This is a genomic window from Pseudomonas sp. (assembly GCF_050739935.1).
Classification (GTDB): domain Bacteria; phylum Pseudomonadota; class Gammaproteobacteria; order Pseudomonadales; family Pseudomonadaceae; genus Aquipseudomonas.
The window spans coordinates 1-22,267 of the sequence record NZ_JBOICF010000088.1; the positions used below are offsets into that span (position 1 = coordinate 1).

Genomic DNA, 22,267 nt, shown 5'->3' on the forward strand with positions numbered 1-22,267 from the left:
AGTGTTGGCTGACACTCCGCGTTCGCCAGCAAGCCGGCTCCTACGAAAGATCGTCCTATACCGGGAAATTGCCTGACCAAAACCGCATCACCCACATCGCATAACACCCTGCACAACAATAATAAGCGGAGGAGTTTATGAGGAACGTTATAACGGCGGACGCCGCAGCGGCTCAAACCGATACTGCAGACGTCGGCGCTACAACGCGCAAGACCCGATCCTACCGGCTTGCCGGAGCAGCCAGCATGGCTGGCACCACTATCGAGTGGTATGACTTTTTCCTCTACGGCACAGCGGCCGCGCTGATTTTCAACAAGATCTTCTTTCCTGCACTGGACCCGATCATCGGTGTGCTCGCGGCATTCGCTACCTATGCCGTAGGTTTTCTCGGGCGGCCCTTGGGCGGGATCGTGTTCGGGCACTTCGGCGACAAGATCGGTCGCAAATCCATGCTGCTGGTCACCCTCATGCTGATGGGGATTCCGACCATCATCATCGGCCTGATTCCCACCTATCAGCAGATCGGTTACTGGGCGGCGGTGCTGCTGGTCGCCATGCGCTTCCTGCAAGGAATGGCGGTCGGTGGCGAGTGGGGCGGCGCGGTATTAATGGCCGTCGAGCACGCGCCGGAAGGCAAGAAAGGCTTTTACGGCAGCCTGCCGCAGACCGGTGTCGGTGCCGGGCTGGTGCTGGCGTCGCTGGCGATGGCAATGGTCGCGAAACTGCCGGAAGCCGACATGCTCAGTTGGGGCTGGCGCCTGCCGTTTCTGGCCAGCGTCGTGTTGCTCGGGGTTGGCTGGCTGATTCGCCTCAAAGTCCCGGAATCCCCAGACTTCGAGAAACTTAAAAAGGACAACATCGCGGTCAAGGTTCCGTTGTTCAAAGTGTTCCGCGATCACCCCAGAGAAACCCTGACTATCCTCGGCGCGCGCACCGCCGAGAATGCCTGGTTCTACATGTCGGTGACCTTCGCCCTGGCTTATGCCGCCAACCAGTTGCAGATCCCTCGCGCCGATGTGCTGGGTGCCATTACAGCGGGGGCTGCCCTGTCGCTGGTCACCATGCCGCTGTGCGGACACATCTCGGACAGGGTTGGCCAGAAGCGCTTGTACTTCGCGGGCCTGTTGCTGCTCTGCGCCTTCGTCTATCCCTTCTTCGCCATGCTCGGCACTCGCGATCCGGTGCTGGTCTGGTGGGCGATGGTGCTGGCGGTGGGCGTGGTATTCCCGATTCTGTATGCGCCGGAATCGCTGCTGTTCGCCCGGCAATTCCCCGCCGAAATCCGCTATAGCGGCATCTCGGTTTCCGTTCAGTTGGCAGGCGTTCTGGGCGGAGGCTTCGCGCCGATGATCGCCACCCAACTACTGGCCATGGGCGACGGCAATCCGAATTACGTGATCATGTACCTGATCGGCATGGCACTGATCGCACTGGTTTGTACGGCCCTGATGAAGCGCGATCCGCCACGAAACCCGCTGCTGTAGCAGCACGGAAGAGCGGCGTTCCGATGCAGGCGGTGGCCTCCGTGAGATCGCTTCCGCCGGCAAGCCGGACTGCTACACGTATGTGTCGTTTCAAAACGCCTTCTTCGCTGCTGAATTTGCCTCATCGACACTGCCTGTGCGGTGCCGCTTCGAATGGAGAACATCGAAATGAATGTTTCACTCAGCAACATTTCACAACAGCAGAACACCACCACGGTGGCCCCCGTAAAACTGCTGATCGACGGCCAGTGGGTCGAGTCGCAGACCAGCGAATGGCTGGACGTGATCAATCCCGCGACGCAGCAAGTGCTGGCCAAAGTGCCGTTCGCCACCACCGCTGAAGTGGACGCTGCCGTTGCCGCTGCGCAGGAAGCGTTCAAGACCTGGCGTCACACACCGATCGGCGCTCGCATGCGCATCATGCTCAAGCTTCAGGCATTGATTCGCGAGCATTCCAAGCGCATCGCCGCAGTGCTCAGCGCCGAACAGGGCAAGACCATCGCCGACGCCGAAGGCGATATTTTCCGCGGCCTGGAAGTGGTCGAGCACGCTTGCTCCATCGGCACGCTGCAGATGGGCGAGTTCGCCGAGAATGTCGCAGGAGGCGTCGACACCTACACGCTGCGTCAGCCGATCGGCGTCTGCGCGGGCATCACGCCGTTCAACTTCCCGGCGATGATTCCGCTGTGGATGTTCCCGATGGCCATCGCCTGCGGCAACACATTTGTCCTCAAACCCTCCGAGCAGGACCCGATGTCGACCATGCTGCTGGTCGAACTGGCGGTTGAGGCGGGCGTGCCAGCGGGCGTGCTCAACGTCGTGCACGGTGGCAAGGAAGTGGTCGACGCGATCTGCACCCACAAGGACATCAAGGCGGTGTCGTTCGTCGGGTCCACTGCGGTCGGCACCCACGTGTATGACCTGGCGGGCAAACACGGCAAGCGCGTGCAATCGATGATGGGCGCCAAAAACCACGCGGTCGTCCTGCCGGATGCCAATCGCGAACAGACCCTCAATGCCTTGGTCGGCGCAGGTTTCGGTGCTGCCGGGCAACGCTGCATGGCGACTTCGGTGGTGGTGCTGGTCGGCGCGTCGAAGAAGTGGATTCCCGATCTGAAAGCGCTGGCGCAGAAACTCAAGGTCAACGCGGGTAGCGAGCCGGGCACCGATGTCGGGCCGGTCATTTCCAAACGTGCGAAACAGCGGATTCTCGAACTGATCGAAAGCGGCGTGAAGGAAGGCGCGACTCTGGAACTCGACGGGCGCGACATCAAGGTCGCCGGTTACGAGGAAGGCAACTTCGTCGGCCCGACCCTGTTCACCGGCGTGACGACACAGATGCAGATCTACACTCAGGAAATCTTCGGCCCGGTGCTGGTGGTGCTGGAGGTCGACACGCTGGATCAGGCCATCGAACTGGTCAACGCCAACCCGTTTGGCAATGGCGTCGGCGTGTTTACCCAGAGCGGCGCGGCGGCGCGCAAATTCCAGAACGAGATCGACATCGGCCAGGTGGGCATCAATATCCCGATTCCGGTGCCGGTTCCGTTTTTCAGCTTCACCGGCTCGCGTGGTTCCAAGCTGGGCGATCTGGGGCCGTACGGCAAACAGGTGGTGCAGTTCTACACTCAGACCAAGACCGTCACCAGCCGCTGGTTCGATGACGACAGCGTGAATGATGGGGTGAATACGACGATCAATTTGCGTTGATCCGAGGATCTGAGAGCGGTCGAGGGTTCTGTGGGAGCGAATTCATTCGCGAAAAATACGCCAGACGGCAGAGATTTACCGACTTGCCCCACGGCATCGCGAATGAATTTGCGCCCACAGTGGATTCGCCTTGGCTGACTGTCTGGTGAACGACGCAAAACCTGCGCGAGCGTCCCCCCAAGCATCCTGCGCTGGAATCTGAAAAGGAGAACAACAATGAAAATCGCATTTATCGGTCTGGGCAATATGGGGGCGCCGATGGCGCGCAACCTTATCCGGGCCGGGCATCAGCTGCACTTGTTCGACCTCAACCAGCAAGTGCTGGCTGAACTCGCCGAGATGGGCAGTCGCATCAGCGAGTCACCCAAGCATGCAGCGCAAGGGGCCGAGCTGGTCATTACCATGCTTCCCGCCGCCGCTCATGTGCGCGCGGTCTACCTGAACGAAGACGGTGTGCTGGCGGGAATTTCCGCAGGCGTGCCGGCGGTGGATTGCAGCACCATCGATCCGCAGACCATTCGCGATGTGGCGGCAGTTGCGGCAAAGCAGGGCGTGGTGGTGGGTGATGCGCCGGTGTCCGGCGGTACGGGCGGCGCCCAGGCCGGAACGCTGACCTTCATGGTCGGTGCCAGCCTGGAGCATTTCACGGTGCTCAAGCCGATACTCGCGCAGATGGGCCGCAACATCGTGCATTGCGGCGACGTCGGCACCGGCCAGATTGCCAAGATCTGCAACAACATGCTGCTGGGCATTTCCATGATCGGCGTCGCGGAAGCCATGGCGCTGGGCAATACCTTGGGCATCGATACGGCCATTCTGGCCAACATCATCAACAGCTCGACCGGGCGTTGCTGGAGTTCGGAGATATATAACCCGTGGCCGGGTGTCGTCGAAACCGCGCCTGCTTCGCGCGGTTACACAGGCGGATTTGGCGCCGAACTGATGCTCAAGGATCTGGGACTGGCTACTGAAGCGGCGAAAGTGGCACGTCAGCCGGTGATTCTTGGGGCGGTGGCTCAACAGCTATATCAGGCGATGAGTCTGCGCGGGGATGGCGGGAAGGATTTCTCGGCAGTGATTGAGGGGTATTTGAAAAAGTAACGGGCGCCAAGCTGTTCAAACTGTAGGAGCCGGCTTGCTGGCGAACGCGCAGGGGCAGTCAACTTTGTATTGAAGACACACCGCGTTCGCTGCCCGCATAACCTTGGACGTCTCCTACAGATCCGGCGTGGAGCGCAAATATTTGGCCGGCCACAGACTGTGTAGGAGCCGGCTTGCTGGCGAACGCGCCGGGTCAGTCAGCTTTGCATCGACTGACACACCGAGTTCGCCACAAGCCGGCTCCTACAGGGATGCGGGTTAATCTGAGAATCCTTCACACAGCTGCACCAGTTGCCCGGTGATCTCGTGGGCTTCCTTGAACGGCACGCAGCTTGCCACCCAGTGCACCAAGGCGTTCGGTGAGCAGGCATTCGATGAAGGTGTGTACGTCTTCGTCGGCCGCGATGGGCTGAATCTTGCCCGCAGCGAAGTCGTCATTGATAGACTCGAGGGTGGCGATGATGCGGCGTGTCTCGTCCGCATCCAGCAGTCCGGCCCGCTCAAGCTCGTGGGCGTGGGCCTTGGAACCTGCGACGTCATAGGCGTCATGCGGAAATACACGCTGGGCGATCGCGACAGGTCAGCCATTGCAGGACCCAGACCGGATTTGAGCCGCCCCCCCCACAGGCGCTCAGTAGCATCAGACATTAGCCATTTCCCTCGAATAGGTAGGTTGCTGGCTAGCCAGACGTCGAAGGATGCTAGGAAATAGCCGCGGCCAGGGGAATGTTACAAATGGCAAGTGCACTTGGCAGAAGTGGAAAGCTTTCGGTCTGGTCAGGCCACTGGTCAGACGCCCGTAGGCGTGAGCGTGCTCACGAAGCCTGGATCATGAGCACAACAGATGTGCCGAATTCGCGGAGGTCTTCGCGAACAGGCTCACTTCCACAGAGTGGAAAATGTTCAACCAACAGCGTGCTCGGCGATCAGCGCCGCATCACGCAAACACGAAATACTTGCGCACAGTCTCCACCACTTCCCAAGTGCCTCTCATACCCGGCTCGACGATGAATTTGTCCCCGGCCTTCAGGTGGATCGGTTCCTGACCTTCAGGGGTGATGATGCAATAGCCTTCCTGAAAATCGCAGTATTCCCATTTCACGTACTCAACGAACCATTTGCCCGGCGTGCAGATCCAGGTGCCCATGATCTTTTGCCCGTCGGCGCTGGTGTAGGCGTTGAGATTGACGGTGTGCGGGTCGCCGCCGATGCGCTCCCATTTACAGGCGTCGACGACGGGCAGTGGCGTTGTATCGCGAAGAACAGTGATCGGGTTGCTCATGACAGCTCCAGAAAAGATGGCGAAAATTGCGCTCGCACACCTTAGGGGCGTCTGGCCGGGCTCAGTTGTCTGGGCTCGACATTGGGGTGTCCAGAAACGCAGTTTCCCCACGCAGATGACGCACCAGCGCCTTGGCGTATTCGGGCAGCGCATCGAAGTCCGGGGCACACAAAAGCAGCGTGCGTTCGGCCCAGCTGTCACTCAAGGGCACGCTTTTCAGTCGACCAGCCTGCTGAAAACGCTCGACTGCTGCCTGGGGCACGACGCCCAGCCCTGCGCCACGTAACACCATGCGCAGCATCCCGTCGTAGCTTTCGGCACGTATACGAGTCTTGATCCGGCGGCCCAGGTGCAGCGCCTGTTCCTCAAGATAGATGGCCATCGCGCTGTTCACGCCAAGGCCGACGAATTCGTGGTTCAACGCCTGGCTGAAACGCAAGCTGGTGTGCTCGGCCAGTGGATGGTCAAGCGGCATGATCAACGTGAGTGGATCTGCGCAGAACGGCAGGGTTTGCAGATCGCTGGCGTCCACCGCGTTGGAGATGATGCCGACGTCCGCCGTGCCATGACGCACTGCATGGAGGATGCGCAGGCTGGGGTGTTCTTCCAGATGAATGTCGATGTTCGGGTGACTGGCCAGAAATTCGGCCAAACGCTCTGGCAGGTATTCGCTCAGCGCCGAGGTGTTGCACAGCAGGCGAATCTGACCTTTGAAGCCTTGAGCGTAATCCGTGAGGTCGGATTGCAGACGCTCGACCTGTTGCAGAATCAGCCGCGCATGTTGGGCCAGCGCCTTGCCAGCGGCGGTCGGCGTGACGCCGCGCCGACCGCGTTCGAGCAGCGCGATACCCAACGACGACTCCAGCCCGCGAATCCGCGCACTGGCAGAAGCCAGCGAAAGATGACTGAGCGCGGCACCGGCGGTGATGTTGCCGGCTTCGCTCACGTTGAGGAATAGCTTCAGGTCGATCAGGTCGAAGTGCATCTTTTCTGCTCTATGGGGCGGCGCTGAGGTTTCGCGGTCGGACGATGAACGCAACTGTGGGAGCGAATTCATTCGCAAAGCGGTTTGTCAGGCGCTGAATCTGGGTTGGATGTACCAGACTCGCGACTGAATTCGCTCCTCAGAGTAAGAAATCGCCAGCCAGTAAAACACCCTGTGATCTCAGGCTATGGAAAAACCGAAGGCTGGCTCAATATATCGCAGATTTAAAAAAGCATTGCACAGGCTCAGGATAGCGCGATGAATACCTTCCTCTCGCTCTATCAAAACCTCGGCTGGAACCTGTCAGCGCTGGTTCTTCTGGCCTTTCTGCTGGCCGGAACGGTTAAGGGCGTAATCGGTATGGGGTTGCCCACTGTCGCCATGGGCTTGCTGGGCGTGGCTATGTTGCCGACGCAGGCTGCGGCGTTGCTTTTGATTCCTTCGACCTTTACCAACCTGTGGCAACTGGCGGCGGGCGGGCACTTGCGCAGTTCGTGCAGGCGGCTTTGGCCGCTGCTGGCGATGATCGTCGTCGGCACCGGGGTTGGTTCTTACGTGCTCGGCATGGGCGGTGCGCACAGCATGGGCAGGGCATTGGGCGGGGCGCTGTTTGTCTATGCGCTGTGTGGGCTGTTCCTGCCGCTGCTCGAGGTGCCGCCTCGCGCGGAATTCTGGCTGGGTCCGTTATGCGGCTTGATCACCGGGCTGATTACCTCGGCCACCGGCGTGTTCGTGATTCCCGCAGTGCCCTATATCCAGGGACTTGGCCTGGATCGCAACCAACTGGTGCAAGCGCTGGGGCTGTCGTTCACCGTTTCCAGCCTGGCCTTGGGTGCAGGCTTGTTCTGGAATGGCGCTTTAGGCAGCGCCGAGATGAACGCCTCATTGCTGGCGGTCATTCCGGCACTGCTGGGCATGATGCTCGGCCAGTGGTTGCGTCAGCGCATCAGCGCCTTGCTGTTTAAGCGGGTGTTCTTCATCGGCATGGCGCTACTGGGCCTGCACCTGCTGATCACGGGGTGAGCCGGCGGATCAGCGTACAGCCGAGGACGGGCTGATCATGTCGACGCGGCGGATATCGAAATCGCGGACCAGATAATCCATGCGCTTTTCAAAGAAGCTCGCCATGTGTGGCAGGGCAGAGTGAACGTCCAGATGCGCCTTCGATTGCCAGACCTCGTAGAAGATGAACAGTGTCGCATCCTGTTGATCGCGCAGCATGTGGTACTCGATACAACCGTCTTCGCTGCGGCTGGCCGAGACGTAACTGCTGAACAGCGCTTCGAATTCCGCCGCTTTTTCGGGCTTGGTCTGGGCGTGAAGAATGAAACCGTGCAGATCGCTCATGGATGCCTCCTGAAGTGAAAGTAATGAAATTCTAAGTCAACAATTGAGTATCTATTCGTGCTTATGGGGCAAAAGCTTTTTGCTTCGTTACGGCTTATTCAGGCGCTGGCAAATCGATAATCTGCCGTCCATTCCAGTTTCAAACCCAACTACCGATGCTCGATACCGGCTTTCCTTTCAGATGGCTGACAGTCGAGTCACGACGAGGTTTTCAATGAAAAAAGTCCTGTTCATCAATGGCGGCAAACAATTCGCTCACTCCGATGGCCGCTACAACGCAACCTTGCACGATGCCGCGCTGGCCTTCATGGACCGCAGCGGTTTTGACGTGAAGCAGACCTTCATCGACGGCGGATACGATGTCGCCGAAGAAGTGCAGAAATTCCTCTGGGCTGACGTCGTCGTCTGGCAGATGCCGGGCTGGTGGATGGGTGCACCGTGGACCGTGAAAAAGTACATCGATGAAGTCTTCACCGAAGGCCACGGCAGCCTTTACGCCAACGATGGTCGTACGCGTTCCGATGCTTCGCAGAAGTACGGCAGCGGCGGCTTGTTGAAAGGTAAGCAGTACATGATTTCGGCCACCTGGAACGCGCCGCAACAAGCGTTCGACGACGCGTCGGATTTCTTCGAGGCCAAGGGTGTGGATGCGGTGTATTTCCCGTTTCACAAGGCCAACCAGTTCCTGGGCATGACGAGCCTGCCAACCTTCCTGGCAGTGGACGTAATGAAAGTGCCGAACGTCGAAGCCGATGTGAAACGCTACCAGGCGCATCTGGCGTCGGTGTTCAGTGCCTGAAGTCTGTTCTGTCCTTTGCGCTAAACCGGGCTAATATCCAGTCTTTTTTGAGCGGAGGACAACAGTGAAAGCCCGATCCGATGAGTTGCAAGTGTTCGTTTCAGTCATTGAAAGCGGCTCGATATCGGCCGCCGCCGAGCAGGTAGGCCAGACGCCTTCGGCCATCAGCCGCACCCTGTCGCGGCTTGAGGCCAAGCTCGGCACTACCTTGATCAATCGCACCACGCGGCGCATGGATCTGACCGAGGAGGGCAAGTTTTTCCTCGAGCGAGCCAAGCAGATTCTCGGGCAGATGGAGGAGCTGGAAGAGCGTATGTCGCTGCGCCAGCAAACGCCGTTCGGACGCCTGCGCATCAACGCCGCCTCGCCGTTCATGCTGCACTCCATCGTGCCTTATGTAGCCGAGTTCAGGGCGCTGTATCCCGATATCCAGCTGGAGTTGAACAGCAACGATCTGATTATCGATCTGCTGGAGCAGAGCACTGACGTGGCGATCCGTATCGGTGTGCTGGCGGATTCGACCTTGCACGCGCGGTCGCTGGGCTCCAGCCCGCTGAACATCCTCGCCAGCCCCGAGTATCTGAAGAAATACGGTACGCCGAAAACGGTGGAGGCGTTGCGCGGCCATTCATTGCTGGGCTTTACCCAGACCGAAACGCTGAACCATTGGCCGTTGCGACATGCCGAGGGTGACCGGCTGTTCATCCACCCCACGGTCTCCGCCTCCAGTGGCGAGACCCTGCGCCAACTGGCGTTGGCGGGCGAGGGTATCGTCTGCCTGTCGCACTTCATGACCCACGAAGACATTCGCCTCGGTCGCCTGAATGTCATCCTTCCCGAAGCCAATAGCGGCTATCGACAGCCGATTCATGCGGTGTACTACCGCAACTCGCAGCTGGCGTTGAGGATTCAGTGTTTTCTGGATTTCATTCAGCAGAAACTGGCGAATTATGCGGCGTGAGGCCCAGTGGAACATCGAAGTGGCGGGCACGATACATGTGGGCGGTCGCATGCTCACGATGGCTGACGTCCAGATCCGACATCGTGTGTGTATGGACTGGCCTCTTCGTAAGCGATCTCACTCCACAGGGTAAAACCCTGAGAGCTTGATCAGTCAGATAAAGCGTGCAACCAGGTTTTGCTGCCGGTGCCGGTGTAGGTTCTGCCAGGATTCCGCTGACGAAACACATACCCTGTGGGAGTGGATTTATCCGCGAGAGGCAGATCCAGACGACAGCTATTGATCGCCTGTAACCGCGCAATCGCGAATGAATTCGCTCCCACAAGCGGAGATCGTGTTCAGGATGTGCGAACCCTATTGAACTCGGCCTGCAACATCTCCACGAACGCCTCCCGCGCCGGGTGGTATTCGGCATTTTCGTGCCAGTAAAACAGGTTGTCGATGGACGTCAATTCCGGGAACTCATACCCCACCCAACCCGAACCCTTGTGGTATTGCTCGAACACCCCCTTGGGCACCAGCGCCACCCCGGCGCCGGCACTGACGCAACCGACGATCGTGCCGTAACTGGCAATGCTGATGATCGGTTGGGTCTGGCCGTGGTTCAGCAGCCAACGCTCCAGCGCCGCGCGATAGGGGCAACCCTCGGGCCACATGAAAATCGATTTGCCCTGCAGGTCCGCCGCGCTGCGAATTGGCCCGAGCGATTCGGCAGCGATCAGCACCAGGTCTTCGCGATACATGGAGGTTCGCTTGAGTTTCGGACGTTTCACATCAATGGCCACGATGGCGCCGTCGAGCTTGTGATTCAGCGTCGCGTCGAGTAATTGCGGGCCTGTACCGGTGGTCAGCTCCAGTGATACGTCGGGGTACCGCGCGTGAAAGCGGGCAAGCAGCCGAGGCAGGCGCGATGTGGCGGATGACTCGATGGCCCCGATGCGCAGCGGGCCGGAGGGCGTGGCGTCAGGACGTACCGCGCGCCTTGATTCCTCGGCCAGGCTAAGCATGCGTCCTGCGTAAGTCAGAAAGATTTCTCCTGCCGGGCTGATCTTCAATCCACGTCCGTGACGGAAAAACAGATCGACGCTCAACTCGGCTTCCAACGCCTTGATCCGGGCAGTGATGTTCGAGGGCACGCAATGCAGCACCTCAGCCGCCCGAGCAATGCTGCCGGTGTCGACAACGGTCTTGAACATGCGAATCTGGGCGAATTCCATACATCACCAAGAGTGAATGGTTGAGTCATTATTGTTCGGTTGTAGTGAGCATAAGTTGTTTCGATACTGCTGGCCAAGGGCAAGGCTATCGCCTGCCAGCGGGAGTACCGAAATGAGCGTCGTGAACGAATCGGCCCACATGGCCGGTGAAGCGCAATACCTGAAAATGCGCTGGCAGGCTGTGAAGGTCGTACTGGCGACCTTTTTCGTGATCGCCTGTTGGGGGTATTCGCCTGCCGGAATTCGAATCGGTCTGGAAGGCTACGCACCTGGTCATCTGGCCCTGCTGCGCTTCATCATCGCGTCGGTATTCATGGCGTTGATCGCCTCGTCGATGAAGATTTCCCTGCCTCGCCTCAAAGACGTACCGCTGCTGGCGGTGCTGGGCTTTTTCGCGGTCAGCCTGCACCACATCGCCCTCAACTTTGGTCAGCCGGGTGTGACGGCCGGGGCTTCGAGTGTGTTGATTCAGTCGATGCCGTTGTTCACCGCGCTGCTCGCACATTTCGTGTTCAAGGAACGCGTAAGTGCCTGGCGCTGGACCTGTGTCGCATGGGGCCTGCTGGGAGTGGCGATCGTCATCGCGGGTGATCGAGGATTCGGCCATGTCGACGCGCGCGGGCTGTTGATCTTGCTCGCGGCGTTTTCCTGGAGCGTGTATTTCTCCCTGCAAAAGCGCCACAGCCATCGTTACGATGGGTTGACGATGGTCTGCTACACCATCTGGGCAGGCACGGTTTTTCTGCTGGTTTATCTGCCGGGTCTGATGGGCGAAATCCTCAATGCGCCACTGCGAGTCAATGTGGCCGTGGGCGTTTTGGGCTTTTTTCCAAGTGCATTGGCTTACCTGGCGTGGGCCTATGTGCTCAAACACATGGACGTCAGCCGCGCATCCATGAGCCTGTACCTGACCCCACCGATGGCCATTGCCATCGCGTCGGTCCTGCTCGGTGAAATGCCATCTCTCATGGTGATCGTCGGCGCAGTCGTGGTGCTGAGCAGCGTGCTGGCGCTGAATCTGCGGCGCGAGCCGGCGAGCCTGAATGTCCTCAAGGACGCCTGATAAGCACCATCCTGAATCCTTCATCTGTAGCCGGAAATGACATCTTTGGTCAGCTCCAGCACGCGATGGTTGTCAGCGGTTTCAGCGTCACCGGTGGGCGCCCCTTCGTATCGAATGTCGGGATTGGACCATATGTTGAGGCGCTGGGACGTCGGCGGATGGGGTTGAGTACCGACAAGCGTGTGCCAAATGTTGCCCCCGGCGGTAAACCGGTAGGCGTGAGCAAAAGGATAGGGCGCCACTGCAGGATCGCTGTCGATCTCATGGCGAGCAGATTGCAAGTGACCGATTTCATGCGCGAAGGTGAAGTTTGCGATGCATTCATGGTTGACCATGGCGAACGCAGTTTCGGCAGTCGAACCATACTGTAGTGCTTGTCCGCAACTCTGCGAGCCGTCTTCGGCAGGCGCGGAGCGATAGATGTAGATGACGACGTCAGCGCGGGTTTCATCGCGAACGCTCAGCGAATCGTCCATGAAGCCATCATTCGGGGTTTTTAAGCGGATCAGATCGAGACCGGGGAAGACAGCGTTAGGTTCATAGTCGGTGACCTGGTATGCCACCAACCGTAACGTGATGCCGATCATGCTGTTTATATAACTTTGGTTGGCAAGCGCGGTTGCCAATTGCATCAACGCAAGCATGTCGCCCTGATAGTCGGCGACGGTCTTTTGTGGCACGACGGTCATGACATCTATAGTTGTATGGGCGAGGCGTTTTTCGGAAGGCGCGCGCGGGGTGGGGGCATTCACAGGCATGCGCCTGGGACGGCCAAAGTTGTCTTTTTCGGGGGGCATCTTTGTACCGTCCAGCACAACCACCACATGCCGGTCCTTCCCCACGGGACGCAATTGGTACAGCTGCTGGTCCTGACGGATCGTCCCGGTGATGGTTTGGTCGTGTTTCACCAGCGTGATCGAATGCAGAGGATCCTGCCATTGCGGGATTTCCGGAATGACCGTGGCATGGGGTTCGAGATTGCCATACCAGATGATGCTTCGCGTTCCGTCCGGGTTCGTCACCTCCTCGCTGCGAACTTTCGTGGCGCTGATTGCATGGTCGATCAGTGTGAACTTGAGGGTCTTTTGTTCCAACGTTACTGCATTCGGATCAATGCTGACTTCCTGCACTTCAAGCGTTGCCGCAAATGCACGGATTTCATCGAGTGTGGCTGTAAAGGCAGCGTCGGAATCAGCAACGTCAGGTGTCTTTGTTATGAATGGCTGGTTGTGAAACACCGTCAGATAGAGCAGCCCCGCGACCAGCAGCGCGATAGCCATTAATGCAGAAATCACTTTCATCGAGTTGCTCCTTGCAGTCTGGGCGCGGCCTTGCGCTGTAACTACATTAGCAATGACGATTGCTGTTCATCTTATCGATTGGCGATGAACGACTGTGTTGTTATCGCGACTATTCGTGTCCGTAAAGCAATAGTCATTTGATTGGAACCCCCTTTTTCGTACCGAATCGCGAGCCGATACTGGCTGGACATTTACAACCACTCAGGAGTCATCTCATGAACATCTTCATTACCGGCGCCGCAGGTTATATCGGTGGCTCCATCGCAACGGCTCTGGTCAAGAAAGGCCATCACGTCACCGGCCTTGTCCGCAGTGCCGAGCAGGCGGAAGAACTAAAGGCGCTGGGCATCGTCCCGGTCATCGGCACGCTGGACGACAAAGCCTTGCTGATCGAACAGGCACGCAAGTCCGACGGCGTAATCAATGCCGCCAGCAGCGACCATCGCGGGGCGGTCGAAGCATTGATCGAAGGGTTGAAGGGCTCGAATAAACCTCTTTTGCACAACAGCGGTTCGAGCATCGTCGGCGATGCTTCCGGTGGCAAGGGTGACGGAGAGGTGTTTTACGAAGACAAATTGCCGGTCGCGACGCCTGATAAAGCCGCGCGTGTGGCCATCGATGATCTGGTCATTGCATCGGCTAAAGACGGCATACGCTCGGCGGTCATCTGTAACACGTTGATCTACGGCTTGAGCCTGGGCGTGAACCGCGACAGCGTTCAATTGCCACGCCTGCTCAAACAGGCTCGCAAAAGTGGCATCGTGCGTCACGTCGGTCCTGGCGAAAATGTCTGGTCCAATGTATTCATCGAAGATGTGGTCGAGTTGTATGCGTTGGCGCTGGAGAAGAACCCGGCTGGCACCTTTTACTTCGTCGAAAGCGGCGAGGCTTCGTTCGTCGATATGACTGATGCCATGGCCCAAGCGCTGGGACTGGGCAAATCCCAGGACTGGCCGTTGAAAGATGCCGAAGCTGAGTGGGGCTATGAAATGGCCAACTATGGTCTGGGGTCCAACAGCCGGGTACGCGGCAAGAATGCGCGCGAACTGTTGGGCTGGGTGCCGAAGCATACGTCGGTGATCGACTGGATCAAGAACGACATGCTCAAAGGCTGATGCCTGAAGGCTTCATGGAACGGCCACCTTCGGGTGGCCGTTTGCGTTCGAGGGGCGTTTAATCATTAATGTGGGGTGAACCTTCAGTCTTGTCAGCATGCAGACAGCTTCCATACAGCACGCGCGTATGAAGCTGTCGCATCAGTCCAAAAAGGAAGCCCTATGCGAGTCGTGATACTCAAGACCCTCGCCTTGTCGGTGATCTTCGCCGTCAGTTCCCCGGTGTATGCCGTCGCGCTTGAAGGCGGCGCTGTTGCATCCCCCGACCAGTACGGTGCGGAGGTCGCTGCGCAGATCCTCAAAAAGGGCGGCAATGCCGTCGACGCAGCCGTCGCCACCGCATTCACCCTGGCCGTGACCTATCCCGAGGCGGGCAACATCGGTGGTGGTGGTTTCATGACGCTGTTCATGCACGGCAAACCGTACTTCCTCGACTATCGCGAAACCGCGCCGAAAGCCGCCAGCCGCGACATGTATCTGGACGAAAAGGGCGAGGTGATTCCCGGCATGAGCCTGGTGGGCGCCCGCGCTTCCGGCGTACCTGGAACTGTCATGGGATTGTGGGAAGCGCATCGGAAATTCGGCAAGTTGCCTTGGGCGGAGCTATTGACCCCGGCCATCGGCTACGCGCGAAACGGTTTCAAGGTTGCCGACAAGCAATACATGTACGGTGCCGAAGCGATCAAGCAGCTCAACGGCAAGACCAACTTCGGCGACTATTTTGGCGACATGAAGAGCGGCGAAACCTTTCGCCAGCCCGAATTGGCCAAGACCCTGGAGCGTATCGCCGACAAGGGCGCCAACGAGTTCTATCAAGGCCAGACCGCCGATCTGCTGGTGGCGCAGATGCAGCACGATAATGGCCTGATCACCAAACAGGACCTGGCCGATTACAAGGCGGTATGGCGCAAGCCGTTGCACGTCAATTTCAATGGCAACACCCTGTACACGGCGCCATTGCCGAGCTCTGGCGGTGTCGCGCTGGCGCAACTGATTGGCATCAAACAGCAACTGGGAGATGACTTCAAAGGCGTGCCACTCAATTCAGCACGTTACATTCACCTGTTGGCAGAGATCGAAAAGCGCGTGTTCGCCGACCGCGCCAACTACCTGGGCGACCCCGATTTCTCACAGGCGCCGGTGAGTCAGCTGACTGATCATGTCTATCTGGCCGGGCGCGCTCATGAGATCAATTCGACTGCGATTTCGCCGACTGAAAACGTGAAGGCCGGGCTTGAGTCTCATCAGACCACGCACTTTTCCATCGTCGACTCCAAAGGCAATGCAGTCAGCAACACCTATACCTTGAACTGGGATTACGGCAGTGGCGTGGTGGTCAAGGGCGCAGGCTTTTTGATGAACGACGAAATGGACGATTTCAGTGCCAAGCCGGGTGTACCTAACACCTTTGGTGTAGTGGGCGGCGATGCCAACGCCATCGAGCCAGGCAAACGTATGTTGTCGTCGATGAGTCCGAGCCTGGTGACACGCGATGGTGTGGTGACGCTGGTGTTGGGTACGCCGGGTGGCTCGCGGATTTTCACCACTGTGTTTCAAGTGCTGAACAACATCTACGATTTCCACATGCCGCTCAAGGACGCCATTGCGGCGCAGCGCGTTCATCACCAACTGCTGCCGAAGGATACGATCTACACCGAGAAATTCGCGCCCATGCCGGCGTCCGTAGCCAATGAACTGAAAGCCATGGGCTACACGCTCAAGGATCAGGGTTGGTCGATGGGCAATGTGCAGGCGATCAGGATCGACGGCACAAAAGTAGAAACCGCATCGGACCCGCGGGGAAGGGGGGTGGGGATGGTGGTGAAGTAAGCGGTGACTCGGGCCCCTTGTGCTGAGTCCGGCAGCAACGCAAAACACTGTGGGAGCGAATTCATTCGCGATTGGCCATTACAGCCGATACATCTCTAGCGGATGTACCATTTTTCGCGAATGAATTCGCTCCCACAGGTGGCCCCCATCAAGGCTTCATTTCAGAGATTTCAGGCCCTTAATGGTGCTCACGCGTCGCGCGGAATTTGATATCCGGCCAGCGTTCTTCCATCAGCGCCAGGTTGACCCGGGTGGGCGCCAGGTAGGTCAGGTGACCGCCGCCGTCCAGTGCCAGGTTTTCCACCGCCTTGTTCTCGAATTCTTCGAGTTTCTTCTTGTCGGCCGAATCGATCCAGCGCGCAGACCACACGGTGATCGGCTCGTAGGAACATTCCACTTTGTATTCTTCCTTCAAACGGCTGGCGACCACATCGAACTGCAGCACGCCGACGGCACCGAGGATGATGTCGTTGCTGCGTGTCGGGAAGAACACCTGGGTGGCGCCTTCTTCGGCCAGCTGTTGCAGGCCCTGACGCAGCTGTTTGGATTTCAGCGGATCGCGCAGACGCACACGACGGAACAGTTCCGGGGCGAAGTGTGGGATACCGGTAAACCCCAGGGCCTCGCCTTCGCTGAAGGTGTCGCCGATCTGGATCGTGCCGTGGTTGTGCAGGCCAATGATGTCGCCGGCGTAGGCTTCTTCCAGCTGTTCACGCTCGCTGGAGAAGAACGTCAGCGCGTCGCCGATGCGCACGTCCTTGCCGGTGCGCACATGGCGCATTTTCATGCCCTTGTCGTACTTGCCCGAGCAGATGCGCATGAAGGCGATGCGGTCGCGGTGTTTGGGGTCCATGTTCGCTTGAATCTTGAACACGAAGCCGCTGAACTTCTCTTCGACCGGCTCGACGGTGCGCTCGTTAGCTACACGCGCCAATGGCTTTGGCGCCCAGTCCACAACCGCGTCGAGCACGTGATCGACACCGAAGTTGCCCAGCGCGGTACCGAAGAATACCGGGGTCAGCTGACCGTCGAGAAATTCCTGCTGATCGAAGGTATGGCAGGCGCCCTGCACCAGTTCCAGCTGCTCGATGAAACGCTCGTACTCGTCGCCCAGATGCGCGCGGGCTTCGTCGGAGTCCAGTTTCTCGATGATCTTGGTTTCAGTGCGCTCATGACCGTGACCGGCCGTGTAGACGATGATGTAGTCGTCGGCCAGGTGGTACACACCCTTGAAGTCGCGGTAGCAACCGATCGGCCAGGTGATCGGCGCGGCCTTGATCTTCAACACCGCCTCGATCTCGTCAAGCAGTTCGATCGGGTCGCGAATGTCGCGGTCCAGCTTGTTGATGAAGCTGACGATCGGCGTGTCGCGCAGACGGCAGACGTCCATCAGCGCGATGGTCCGTGGCTCGACGCCCTTACCGCCATCGAGCACCATCAGCGCCGAGTCCACCGCGGTCAGGGTGCGGTAGGTGTCTTCCGAGAAGTCTTCGTGGCCCGGGGTGTCGAGCAGGTTGATCATGTGTTCGCGATACGGGAACTGCATGACCGACGTGGTGATGGAAATACCACGCTGCTTTTCCATCTCCATCCAGTCGGAGGTGGCGTGACGATCGGACTTACGGGATTTCACCGTACCGGCGACGGCAATCGCCTTGCCCATCAGCAGAAGCTTTTCAGTGATGGTGGTCTTACCGGCGTCGGGGTGAGAAATAATGGCGAAAGTGCGGCGTTTCGCGACTTCGGCGGCCTGTCTGGTCATGGGAAATCGCCCGAGAGGTGATTCAAAAAAAGGGCGGCGATTATAGCCCAAACAAAAGCAATATCCGAACCGTTCAGTCAATCAGGGGTGGCCAAATAGCATCCCACGTGGGAACCTTTGCGGTTCTGGAGACGTCCATTCCCTGGCTACACAACAAGCCAAGGGTCGCAAAATCAGCAAGTTAGCTTGACGAAGCTGCGCTCATGGCTCGTGTTTTCGCCGAGGTTTCACCCTTTCCGGCGACCCACCCGCTGCTCTTCGCGCACGTTCGCAGGCTGCCTGAAAAGGCCAGTCACAGCGAGGCGTTCGCCGACTGAAATAAGGAGTCCGCCCGTGGCTAATCGCTATGGCAAGGGGCTATTGGGAGGTGTGATTGTCATCGCGCTTCTGGCCCTGCTGGTCCAATGGATCGGCATCAGTACCCTCAAGCAGTATCAGGACGATCTGCTGTTTTATCTGCAAGCGCATGTGCTGCTTGTGCTGGCATCGATGCTGGCGGCACTGGTGGTCGGAATCCCGACCGGCATTGTCCTGAGCCGACCGAACATGGTTGGCCGCGCCGAACGCTTCATGCAGATCTTCAACATCGGTAACACCGTTCCTCCTCTTGCAGTTCTGGCCATTGCCCTGGGTGTCCTGGGTATCGGCAGCGGACCTGCAATCTTCGCGCTGTTTCTCGCCTCGTTGCTGCCCATCGTGCGCAACACCTACGAAGGCCTGAAAAACGTTCAGGGTTCTCTCAAAGAAGCTGCCACCGGCATCGGCATGACCCCGCGTCAGGTGCTGTGGCGCGTCGAGCTGCCCAATGCCGTGCCGATCATCGTCGGTGGTGTGCGGGTGGCGCTGGCTATCAACGTCGGCACCGCGCCGCTGGCTTTCCTGATCGGCGCCAACAGCCTTGGCAGTCTGATTTTCCCCGGCATCGCCTTGAACAATCAGCCGCAGCTTGTGCTGGGTGCTGCGTGTACCGCGTTGCTGGCCCTGTTGCTCGATGGCGCCGTGACTCTGGCGAGTCGTGTCTGGCTCGAACGCGGCTTAGCGCGTTAACAAAGCCTCGTTAACCAAGGCCTTGTTGACCAGGCTTCGTCAAGCCAAGAGAAAGGAATACGAATGAAGAAGTTATGCACATTAATAGTGGGCGCAGGCCTGCTGCTGTCCGCGTGGGTTCAGGCGGCCGAGATGCCGGTCTTGCGCATCGGCGCGCGGGTCTTCACCGAACAGACCATCCTCGCCGAACTGACCGCGCAATACCTGCGCGACAAGGGCTATCAGGTCCAGATCACCGGCGGCCTGGGCAGTAACCTGGCGCGCAGTGCGCAGGAAAGCGGCCAGCTCGACATGCTCTGGGAATACACCGGCGTCTCGCTGGTGGCGTACAACCATGTCGATGAAAAACTCGACAGCGAGCAGACCTACCAACGGGTCAAGGAACTCGACGCTAAGAAGGGCCTGGTCTGGCTCTCGCCGTCCAAGTTCAACAATACTTATGCGCTGGCGCTGCCGGACAAGATTGCGCAGCAGTATCCGCAGATCAACAACGTCTCCGAACTGACAACCTTGCTCAAGGATGAGGCCAAGGAGGGTCATATCGTCGCGCTCGACACCGAGTTCGCCAACCGTTCCGACGGTCTGGTGGGCATGGTCAAGCACTACGACATGAACCTGAGCCGTGAGAACACTCGTCAGATGGACGCAGGTCTTGTCTACACCGCGCTGCGCAACGGGCAAGTCTTCGCCGGGTTGGTCTATACCACCGACGGACGTCTCAACGCCTTCAAACTGAAAGTGCTGGCCGACGACAAGCACTATTTCCCGGACTACACCGCAGCTCCCGTGATCCGCAAAGAGTACCTGGATCAACACCCGCAACTGGCCGAGCAGCTCAAGCCACTGGCCGCACTGCTGGATAACCAGACGATGATCGACCTGAACGCGCGCGTCGACGTCGATCACGAAAGTCCTACCGTCGTCGCTGCCGATTTCCTGCGCACTCATCCGATCAATCCTTCCGCCGAAAGCGTGCCGATCAAGCAGACGCCGGTGCTACACCCAGTAGAGCAGCAGGAGAAGAAACTATGAGCTTCTGGAGCGCTTTTTCCCATCTGGACTGGAATCAGGTGTTTCACCTGACCCTGCAACACATCACCCTCGTCGGGATCGCAGTTTCGCTGGCGATTCTGGTGGGCGTTCCACTGGGCGTGTTCATGACGCGCTTTCCAGCCCTCGCCGGTCCGCTGCAGGCCAGTGCCACGGTGCTGCTGACCATCCCGTCGATTGCCCTGTTCGGCCTGCTGCTGCCGTTCTATTCCAAATTCGGCCAGGGCCTCGGCCCGATGCCGGCGATTACCGCAGTGTTCCTGTATTCCCTGTTGCCGATCATGCGCAACACCTACCTTGCGCTGACTGGCGTCGAGCCGGGCATTCGCGAAGCCGCCAGAGGCATCGGCATGACCTTCGGTCAGCGCCTGCGCATGGTTGAACTGCCGATTGCCGTGCCGGTGATTCTGGCCGGTGTACGCACTGCCGTGGTCATGAACATTGGTGTCATGACCATCGCCGCCACCATTGGCGCCGGTGGCCTGGGTGTACTTATTCTTGCTTCCATCAGCCGCAGCGACATGTCGATGCTGATTGTCGGCGCTGTACTGGTCAGCATTCTGGCCATCCTCGCCGACCTGCTTCTGCAATGGCTGCAACGTTCGCTGACTCCAAAAGGACTCCTGAAATGATTGAACTACAAAACCTCACCAAAACCTTCCAGAGCAACGGCAAGGAAGTGAAGGCCGTGGATTCAGTGAGCCTGACCGTCAATGAAGGCGAGATCTGCGTGTTCCTCGGCCCGTCGGGTTGCGGCAAGAGCACGACGCTGAAAATGATCAACCGCCTGATCATGCCGACCTCCGGTAAGGTGCTGATCAACGGGGAAGACACTACCCAACTGGACGAAGTGACGTTGCGTCGCAACATCGGTTACGTGATCCAGCAAATCGGGCTGTTTCCCAACATGACCATCGAAGAAAACATCGTGGTGGTGCCAAAGCTGCTGGGTTGGGACAAACAGAAATGCCACGACCGTGCTCGTGAGCTGATGAGCATGATCAAGCTTGAGCCCAAGCAATACCTGCATCGCTACCCGCGTGAATTGTCCGGTGGGCAGCAACAGCGTATCGGCGTGATCCGCGCGCTGGCCGCCGACGCGCCGTTGCTGCTGATGGACGAACCGTTTGGCGCGGTCGACCCGATCAACCGCGAGATGATCCAGAACGAATTCTTCGAGATGCAGCGCGCGCTGAACAAGACTGTGATCATGGTCAGCCACGACATCGACGAAGCCATCAAGCTGGGTGACAAGATCGCCATCTTCCGCGCCGGCAAGCTACTGCAGATCGACCATCCGGACACACTGCTGGCGCACCCGGCAGACGACTTCGTCAGCAATTTCGTCGGCCAGGACAGCACCCTCAAGCGCCTGCTGCTGGTCAAAGCCGAAGACGCCGCCGACAACGCGCCCTCCGTCAGTCCGGAAACCCCGGTGGCCGACGCGCTGGAAATCATGGACGAAAACGACCGCCGCTACGTCGTCGTCACAGACGGCGACAACAAGGCCATGGGTTACGTCCGCCGCCGCGACCTGCACCGCCAGAGCGGCACCTGCGAGCAATATCTGAGCCCATTCAACGCCACCGCGGCCTACGACGAACACCTGCGCATCCTGCTGTCGCGCATGTACGAGTTCAACCGCGCCTGGCTGCCGGTGCTGGACGCCGAGAACGTGTTCCTCGGCGAGGTGACGCAGGAGTCGATTGCCGCGTACCTGAGCTCGGGGCAATCGCGCGGGAAGAAGACCAGCATTGTCTCGCCAGCGGAAGCGGCGGAGCAGGCGTCAGTGTGATCTAATCCGGTCAGGTACATTTCGGGTGCCTGACCTCACGCCATCGCGAATGAATTCGCTCCCACAGTTGGCTTGCAAGGGACCTCTGTAGCAGCACAGCATGCCAGCGGCGGTGCTCTTCAAATCGCTACCACCGGCAAGCCGTGTTGCTAGGGCTTTCTCCTCAGGTTCGATGTTTCACCAGCGGAAGCGGCGGAGCAGGCGTCAGTGTGATCTAACCCGGTCAGATGCATTTTCGGGTGCTCGACCTGACGCCATCGCGAATGAATTCGCTCCCACAGTTGGCTTGTAATGGACCTCTGTAGCAGCACAGCATGCCGGCGGCGGTGCTCTTCAAATCGCTACCACCGGCAAGCCGTGTTGCTAGGGCTTTCTCCTCAGGTTCGATGTTTCACCAGCGGAAGCGGCGGAGCAGGCG

General features: G+C 58.8%; 19 protein-coding genes and 1 pseudogene. 13 read left to right on the top strand and 7 right to left on the bottom strand.

Translation table 11 applies throughout. The annotated features are described in order from the left end of the window. The first annotated feature begins 245 nt into the window (after nt 1–245). From ACRER8_RS17615 to mmsB, 3 genes are all read left to right on the top strand, one after another. Entirely contained in the window at nt 246–1,484 is a 1,239-nt protein-coding gene (locus ACRER8_RS17615; RefSeq protein ID WP_431747505.1) for an MFS transporter, read from the top strand. A gap of 168 nt (nt 1,485–1,652) precedes the next feature. Beyond that, entirely contained in the window at nt 1,653–3,194 is a 1,542-nt protein-coding gene (locus tag ACRER8_RS17620; RefSeq protein ID WP_431747506.1) for a CoA-acylating methylmalonate-semialdehyde dehydrogenase, read from the top strand. A 216-nt stretch (nt 3,195–3,410) separates the two neighbouring features. Next, nucleotides 3,411–4,295 carry a 3-hydroxyisobutyrate dehydrogenase gene (gene mmsB / locus ACRER8_RS17625; RefSeq protein WP_431747507.1) on the top strand — a complete coding sequence of 295 codons (885 nt, stop codon included), beginning with the start codon at nt 3,411–3,413 and terminating at the stop codon, nt 4,293–4,295. Between the two features lie 322 nt (nt 4,296–4,617). On the opposite strand, the pseudogene ACRER8_RS17630 reads toward mmsB, so the two are convergent. From ACRER8_RS17630 to ACRER8_RS17640, 3 genes and pseudogenes are all read right to left on the bottom strand, one after another. Further along, nucleotides 4,618–4,943: pseudogene (locus tag ACRER8_RS17630) on the bottom strand (argininosuccinate lyase); the annotation flags it as partial. Nucleotides 4,944–5,232: 289 nt separating this feature from the next. Further along, nucleotides 5,233–5,577 (bottom strand): cupin domain-containing protein, encoded by a 345-nt coding sequence (locus ACRER8_RS17635; RefSeq protein WP_431747508.1) that lies wholly within the window; start codon nt 5,575–5,577, stop codon nt 5,233–5,235. A gap of 61 nt (nt 5,578–5,638) precedes the next feature. Continuing rightward, nucleotides 5,639–6,562 (bottom strand): LysR substrate-binding domain-containing protein, encoded by a 924-nt coding sequence (locus ACRER8_RS17640; protein WP_431747509.1) that lies wholly within the window; start codon nt 6,560–6,562, stop codon nt 5,639–5,641. 258 nt (nt 6,563–6,820) lie between these two features. On the opposite strand from ACRER8_RS17640, the gene ACRER8_RS17645 reads away from it, so the two are divergent. Beyond that, nucleotides 6,821–7,585 (top strand): sulfite exporter TauE/SafE family protein, encoded by a 765-nt coding sequence (locus ACRER8_RS17645; RefSeq protein ID WP_431747510.1) that lies wholly within the window; start codon nt 6,821–6,823, stop codon nt 7,583–7,585. A gap of 9 nt (nt 7,586–7,594) precedes the next feature. Here ACRER8_RS17645 and ACRER8_RS17650 read toward each other — a convergent pair whose 3' ends face one another. Beyond that, complete coding sequence (locus tag ACRER8_RS17650; protein WP_431747511.1) at nt 7,595–7,909, bottom strand: putative quinol monooxygenase; 315 nt, start codon at nt 7,907–7,909, stop codon at nt 7,595–7,597. A gap of 214 nt (nt 7,910–8,123) precedes the next feature. Here ACRER8_RS17650 and ACRER8_RS17655 point away from each other — a divergent pair, with 214 nt between their 5' ends. Together ACRER8_RS17655 and ACRER8_RS17660 are read left to right on the top strand one after the other, a co-directional pair. Further along, a complete protein-coding gene (locus tag ACRER8_RS17655) occupies nt 8,124–8,708 on the top strand; it encodes an NAD(P)H-dependent oxidoreductase (protein WP_431747512.1) in 585 nt (194 codons plus the stop codon). Between the two features lie 64 nt (nt 8,709–8,772). Next, nucleotides 8,773–9,669 carry a LysR substrate-binding domain-containing protein gene (locus tag ACRER8_RS17660; RefSeq protein WP_431747513.1) on the top strand — a complete coding sequence of 299 codons (897 nt, stop codon included), beginning with the start codon at nt 8,773–8,775 and terminating at the stop codon, nt 9,667–9,669. A 338-nt stretch (nt 9,670–10,007) separates the two neighbouring features. On the opposite strand, the gene ACRER8_RS17665 is transcribed toward ACRER8_RS17660, so the two are convergent. Further along, entirely contained in the window at nt 10,008–10,886 is an 879-nt protein-coding gene (locus tag ACRER8_RS17665) for a LysR family transcriptional regulator (protein ID WP_431747514.1), read from the bottom strand. Between the two features lie 166 nt (nt 10,887–11,052). Between ACRER8_RS17665 and ACRER8_RS17670 the strand changes: the two genes are divergently transcribed. Beyond that, the gene (locus ACRER8_RS17670) at nt 11,053–11,949 is read left to right on the top strand and encodes a DMT family transporter (protein WP_431747523.1); all 897 of its coding nucleotides are present in this window, start codon (nt 11,053–11,055) and stop codon (nt 11,947–11,949) included. Between the two features lie 20 nt (nt 11,950–11,969). Here the strand turns inward: ACRER8_RS17670 and ACRER8_RS17675 are convergent, their stop codons facing one another. Then, on the bottom strand, nt 11,970–13,250 hold the full coding sequence (locus tag ACRER8_RS17675; RefSeq protein ID WP_431747515.1) for a M12 family metallo-peptidase: 1,281 nt from the start codon (nt 13,248–13,250) through the stop codon (nt 11,970–11,972). A 215-nt stretch (nt 13,251–13,465) separates the two neighbouring features. Here ACRER8_RS17675 and ACRER8_RS17680 point away from each other — a divergent pair, with 215 nt between their 5' ends. Continuing rightward, nucleotides 13,466–14,365: an NAD-dependent epimerase/dehydratase family protein gene (locus ACRER8_RS17680; protein ID WP_431747516.1), complete on the top strand. Its 900-nt coding sequence runs from the start codon at nt 13,466–13,468 to the stop codon at nt 14,363–14,365. A gap of 162 nt (nt 14,366–14,527) precedes the next feature. Next, nucleotides 14,528–16,195 (top strand): gamma-glutamyltransferase, encoded by a 1,668-nt coding sequence (gene ggt, locus ACRER8_RS17685; RefSeq protein ID WP_431747517.1) that lies wholly within the window; start codon nt 14,528–14,530, stop codon nt 16,193–16,195. A gap of 178 nt (nt 16,196–16,373) precedes the next feature. Here ggt and ACRER8_RS17690 read toward each other — a convergent pair whose 3' ends face one another. Next, nucleotides 16,374–17,957, bottom strand: coding sequence for a peptide chain release factor 3 (locus ACRER8_RS17690; RefSeq protein WP_431747518.1), 1,584 nt, complete (start codon nt 17,955–17,957; stop codon nt 16,374–16,376). Between the two features lie 333 nt (nt 17,958–18,290). Between ACRER8_RS17690 and ACRER8_RS17695 the strand changes: the two genes are divergently transcribed. From ACRER8_RS17695 to ACRER8_RS17710, 4 genes are all read left to right on the top strand, one after another. Further along, nucleotides 18,291–19,004, top strand: coding sequence for an ABC transporter permease (locus tag ACRER8_RS17695; protein WP_431747519.1), 714 nt, complete (start codon nt 18,291–18,293; stop codon nt 19,002–19,004). Nucleotides 19,005–19,067: 63 nt separating this feature from the next. Beyond that, nucleotides 19,068–20,036, top strand: coding sequence for a glycine betaine ABC transporter substrate-binding protein (locus ACRER8_RS17700; protein ID WP_431747520.1), 969 nt, complete (start codon nt 19,068–19,070; stop codon nt 20,034–20,036). Beyond that, complete coding sequence (locus ACRER8_RS17705; protein WP_431747521.1) at nt 20,033–20,686, top strand: ABC transporter permease; 654 nt, start codon at nt 20,033–20,035, stop codon at nt 20,684–20,686. The genes ACRER8_RS17700 and ACRER8_RS17705 overlap by 4 nt, the downstream gene beginning before the upstream one ends. Next, nucleotides 20,683–21,849, top strand: a complete 1,167-nt coding sequence (locus tag ACRER8_RS17710) for an osmoprotectant ABC transporter ATP-binding protein OsmV (RefSeq protein ID WP_431747522.1) — start codon at nt 20,683–20,685, stop codon at nt 21,847–21,849. Before ACRER8_RS17705 ends, ACRER8_RS17710 begins: the two co-directional genes overlap by 4 nt. The last annotated feature ends 418 nt before the right edge of the window (nt 21,850–22,267 follow it).